Below are 4,958 nucleotides of genomic sequence, written 5' to 3' on the forward strand. Positions count from 1 at the left end.
GCGCGAGATCGGCTCCGGCCGCGCAGATCACGGCCCCGGTCTCCTCAAGGATCTGGCGCCTGGTGGCGGCATCCAGGTCGGCGCGCCAGCCGGGGATCGCCTCGAGTTTGTCGAGGGTCCCGCCCGTGTGACCGAGCCCGCGCCCCGAGAGCTGGGGCACCGCCAGCTCCCAGGTCGCCAACAGGGGGGTCAGCACGAGCGTCACCGAGTCGCCCACACCGCCGGTCGAGTGCTTGTCCACCGTGGGGACGCGACGACCGGCGCGCGTCAGGTCGGACAGGTCCAACCGGGTGCCGGAGTCGACCATCGCGGCGGTCCAGCGGGCGATCTCGCGATCGGTCATGCCCCGGAAGTACACCGCCATCGCCAACGCGGACATCTGCTCGGGGTGCACCACACCGCGGGTGTACCCGTCGACGATCCAGTCGATCTCGTCGTCGTCGAGCTCCTTCCCGTCACGCTTGGCCTCGATGATCCGCACGGCGTCGATCGACCGGGTCACGTCAGATCCTCCGGCCCGAAGGCGTCCGGCAGGAGCTCGCCCAGGCGGACGGGGCCGCGGGCGGTGTGGACGACCAGGTCCGGGCCGCCGTGTTCGTGGAGGAGTTGGCGGCACCGCCCGCACGGTGAGAGCGGGTCACCGTCGTGGCCGACGACGACGAGCTCGAGCAGTCTCCCGCCACCCGTGCGGTGGAGGTCGGACACGAGCGAGCATTCCGCGCAGAGTGTGAGCCCGTAGGAGGCGTTCTCGACGTTGCACCCGGTCACGATCCTGCACTCGTCGCCGCCGGGTTCCGACGCCAGGGCGGCGGCCCCCACCCCCAATCCTGAGTACGGCCGGTAGGCGTTCCGGGCGGCCGCCAGCGCGGCTTCGCGCAAACCGCTGCGGGCCGCGTTCCTCTGTGCTGCGGTTTCGTTGACGGACACCCTTTTCTACCCTCCGGTAACTTCGATTAGGGTCCCCTAACAGGCATTACCCGTTCGGACCACCGTACCCACCCTGCTTCTCGTCCGCGTCCTCTCAGGTCTAAAGTCCTAGTAGGCGCCCGCTGTGCTCTCGGGCAGGGAACGCGCGCCGATGGCACCACGCCCAGACGATTCGGAGGCACGACAAGCCCATGAGTACTGCGCAGGCGCCGGCGCGTCCGGCCCCCAATAAGAAGATCAGCATCTACAAGGGTGACCCGGGGATGTGGTCGTGGGTCGCGCACCGCATCTCGGGCGTGGCGATCTTCTTCTTCCTCTTCGTGCACGTGCTGGACACCTCGCTCGTCACGGTGAGCCCGGAGACCTACAACGCGGTCATCGACTCGTACAAGACCCCGATCGTCGGGCTCCTGGAGGTCGGCCTGGTCGCGCTGGTCCTCTTCCACGCGCTCAACGGTCTGCGCATCGTCGCCATCGACTTCTGGTCCAAGGGCGCGAAGTACCAGCGCCAGATGCTCTGGGCCGTCCTGGCGATCTGGGTCGTGGTCTTCGCCGCGGCGACCGCCCGCCTCCTCTTCCTTCTCTTCCAGCACATCTAAGGAGAACGATCACCATGGCAGACGCACCTGTTCTCCAGACGTCATACGATCGCCCCGCCTCGCTCGCCCAGCCGCGCTCCCCGCGCCTGCGCTCACGCGGCAACTTCGAGCGCACCGCGTGGATCTTCATGCGCGCCTCGGGCGTCGCGCTGGTCATCCTCACGCTCGGCCACCTCACCGTGGGCCTCATGATCGACGAGGGAGTCCACCGCATCGACTGGGCCTACGTCGCGGATCGCTGGCAGAGCCCGTTCTGGGCCACGTGGGACCTCCTCATGCTCTGGCTGGCACAGCTCCACGGCGCGAACGGCGTCCGGACGGTCATCGCGGACTATTCCCGCAAGGACTCGACGCGGTTCTGGCTCAACGCGATCCTCGTCGCCGCGACCGTCCTCGTCCTGGCTCTGGGCACGTACGCCCTCTTCGGCCTCGCCTACGACGTCTGATCGACGCCTGCGGACCGTTCCACTTCGAAAGCGAGCACTGAGAATCCCATGACCGATCGTCAGGTCCACCAGCACCAGTACGACGTGGTAATCGTCGGCGCCGGCGGCGCAGGCATGCGCGCGGCCATCGAGTCGGGACCGCGGACCCGTACCGCCGTCCTCACCAAGCTCTACCCCACCCGCTCCCACACCGGCGCCGCCCAGGGCGGTATGTGCGCCGCCCTCGCGAACGTCGAGGAGGACAACTGGGAGTGGCACACGTTCGACACGGTCAAGGGCGGCGACTACCTCGTCGACCAGGACGCCGCGGAGATCATGGCCAAGGAGGCCATCACCGCCGTCATCGACCTGGAGAACATGGGCCTGCCGTTCAACCGCACGCCCGAGGGCAAGATCGACCAGCGTCGTTTCGGTGGCCACACCCGCGACCACGGCAAGGCACCCGTGCGCCGGGCCTGCTACGCGGCCGACCGCACGGGCCACATGATCCTGCAGACGCTCTACCAGAACTGTGTCAAGCACAACGTCGAGTTCTTCAACGAGTTCTACGTCCTGGACCTCTGCCTCACGGAAACCCCCGAGGGCCCCGTCGCCACCGGGTGCGTCGCCTACGAGCTCGCCTCCGGCGACCTGCACGTCTTCCACTCCAAGGCCACCGTCTTCGCGACCGGCGGTTCGGGACGGATGTACAAGACCACCTCCAACGCCCACACCCTCACCGGCGACGGAATGGCCGTGGTCTTCCGCAAGGGCCTGCCCCTGGAGGACATGGAGTTCCACCAGTTCCACCCGACGGGCCTGGCGGGCCTGGGCATCCTCATCTCCGAGGCCGTCCGCGGCGAGGGCGGCATCCTGCGCAACGCGGACGGTGAGCGCTTCATGGAGCGCTACGCCCCCACCATCAAGGACCTCGCGCCGCGCGACATCGTCGCCCGCTCGATGGTCCTCGAGGTGCGCGAGGGCCGAGGCGCCGGACCCGAGAAGGACTACGTCTACATCGACGTGACCCACCTCGGTGCGGACGTGCTCGAGGAGAAGCTGCCCGACATCACCGAGTTCTCCCGCACCTACCTGGGTGTCGACCCGGTCACCGAGCTCGTCCCGGTGTTCCCGACGTGCCACTACGTCATGGGCGGCATCCCGACCAACGTCAAGGGTGAGGTCCTCCGCACCAACGACGACGTGGTGCCCGGTCTCTACGCCGCCGGCGAGTGCGCGTGCGTGTCCGTGCACGGGTCCAACCGTCTGGGCACCAACTCGCTGCTGGACATCAACGTGTTCGGCCGCCGGGCGGGGATCGCCGCCGCGGACTACGCTGCAGGCCACGACTTCGTCGAACTCCCCGAGGAGCCCGAGAAGATGGTCCGTGAGTGGATGGAGAGCATGCTCGCCGACCACGGCGCGGAGAACGCCAACGACATCCGGACCGAGATGCAGGCCATGATGGACGACAAGGCGTCGGTGTACCGCACCGAGCAGTCGCTCACCGAGGCCCGTGACGAGCTCCGCGCCCTGAAGAAGCGCTACGCCGACGTCACCGTCAGCGACAAGGGCAAGCGGTTCAACACCGAACTCCTCGAGGCCGTCGAGCTGGGCTTCCTCCTGGAGCTGGCGGAGGTCACGGTCGTGGGTGCGCTCAACCGCAAGGAGTCCCGTGGCGGACACGCCCGCGAGGACTACCCGGACCGCAACGACGACGAGTTCATGAAGCACACGATGGCGTTCAAGGACGGCCTCGGCCTCCTCTCCGAGATCCGGCTGGACTGGAAGCCGGTTGTGCAGACCCGCTACGAGCCGATGGAGCGTAAGTACTGATGACCACCGCAGTCGACACCACCAAGGCCACCGACGGCAAGGACCCGGGCTCGAACCGTCCCGTGCCGCCCGGCTCCACCATGGTCACGCTCAAGATCGCCCGGTTCAACCCGGAGGATCCGGACTCGGCGGGCTGGAAGGAGTACGAGGTCCCGGCCCTGCCGTCGGACCGTCTGCTCAACCTGCTGATGTACGTCAAGAACTACATCGACGGCAGCCTCGCGTTCCGCCGGTCGTGCGCACACGGCATCTGTGGGTCGGACGCCATGCTGATCAACGGGGTCAACCGCCTTGCCTGCAAGGTCCTCATGAAGGACATGCTTCCCAAGGACGGCAAGTCCATCACCATCACCATCGCCCCGATCCGCGGGCTGCCGGTGGAGAAGGACCTGTACGTCGACATGGAGCCGTTCTTCAAGTCGTTCCGTGACGTCATGCCGTACCTCATCACGTCCGGGAACCAGCCGACGGCCGAGCGGATCCAGTCCCAGACGGACCGGGCCCGCTTCGACGACACGACCAAGTGCATCCTCTGCGCCTGCTGCACGACCTCGTGCCCGGTGTTCTGGGCCGACGGGTCGTACTTCGGCCCGGCCGCGATCGTCAACGCTCATCGGTTCATCTTCGACTCCCGTGACGAGGGTGCCGCCGAGCGTCTGGAGATCCTCAACGACGCCGAGGGGGTCTGGCGGTGCCGCACGACCTTCAACTGCACCGACGCGTGCCCCCGCGGCATCCAGGTGACCAAGGCGATCCAGGAGGTCAAGCGCGCCCTGCTGTTCGCGCGCTGACCTTCCCCGGTCTCCCCGGCGGGGCCGCACCTTCCCTGAGCGGAGGGTGCGGCCCCGCTGGTATTTGCCGGAAGCGCCTCCCCGCCTCCCCTGCTCCCCGGCATCCGCCCCCGCGCCTGCCCTCCGCTCCAACATCCGCCCCCGTCGATGAACGCCCGCGTGCGCCGAAGTGACCGCGGGAGTTCATCGAGAGGAGCGCCTGCGGTGGGAACGCCCATCCGCACCCGCGCCTGCCGAGCACGAGTCCGACGCGGACGTGGGCCACACCCCCGGGCGGGTCCCGGCCGGAACGGCGCCGCGCGGACGTAGACTCGGTACCCGTGACCCGCCCACGACGACGCGCCGCGCTGAGAATGGTCGGCCTCGTCGCGGCCGTGGTC

The 4,958-nt window shown here is 68.3% G+C and carries 5 protein-coding genes and 1 pseudogene; 4 read left to right on the forward strand and 2 right to left on the reverse strand.

Annotated features, from left to right (window positions below; genetic code table 11):
- Positions 1-502: pseudogene (locus tag G6022_RS04225) on the reverse strand (thymidine phosphorylase); the annotation flags it as partial.
- The gene (locus G6022_RS04230; RefSeq protein ID WP_182609615.1) at positions 499-927 is read right to left on the reverse strand and encodes a cytidine deaminase; all 429 of its coding nucleotides are present in this window, start codon (positions 925-927) and stop codon (positions 499-501) included. The gene G6022_RS04230 and the pseudogene G6022_RS04225, both read right to left, overlap by 4 nt.
- Before the next feature lie 191 nt (positions 928-1,118).
- On the opposite strand from G6022_RS04230, the gene sdhC reads away from it, so the two are divergent.
- The 4 genes from sdhC to G6022_RS04250 are packed head-to-tail and all read left to right on the forward strand — an operon-like array spanning position 1,119 to position 4,578.
- The gene (gene sdhC, locus G6022_RS04235) at positions 1,119-1,526 is read left to right on the forward strand and encodes a succinate dehydrogenase, cytochrome b556 subunit (protein WP_182609616.1); all 408 of its coding nucleotides are present in this window, start codon (positions 1,119-1,121) and stop codon (positions 1,524-1,526) included.
- A gap of 14 nt (positions 1,527-1,540) precedes the next feature.
- Entirely contained in the window at positions 1,541-1,972 is a 432-nt protein-coding gene (locus G6022_RS04240; RefSeq protein WP_182617072.1) for a succinate dehydrogenase hydrophobic membrane anchor subunit, read from the forward strand.
- Positions 1,973-2,020: 48 nt separating this feature from the next.
- Positions 2,021-3,787: a succinate dehydrogenase flavoprotein subunit gene (gene sdhA, locus G6022_RS04245; protein ID WP_179526169.1), complete on the forward strand. Its 1,767-nt coding sequence runs from the start codon at positions 2,021-2,023 to the stop codon at positions 3,785-3,787.
- Entirely contained in the window at positions 3,787-4,578 is a 792-nt protein-coding gene (locus G6022_RS04250) for a succinate dehydrogenase iron-sulfur subunit (protein ID WP_179524744.1), read from the forward strand. Before sdhA ends, G6022_RS04250 begins: the two co-directional genes overlap by 1 nt.
- Positions 4,579-4,958 lie beyond the last annotated feature (380 nt).

The sequence above is a fragment of the Dietzia sp. Cai40 genome, assembly GCF_014145165.1.
Taxonomy (GTDB): Bacteria; Actinomycetota; Actinomycetes; order Mycobacteriales; family Mycobacteriaceae; genus Dietzia; species Dietzia natronolimnaea.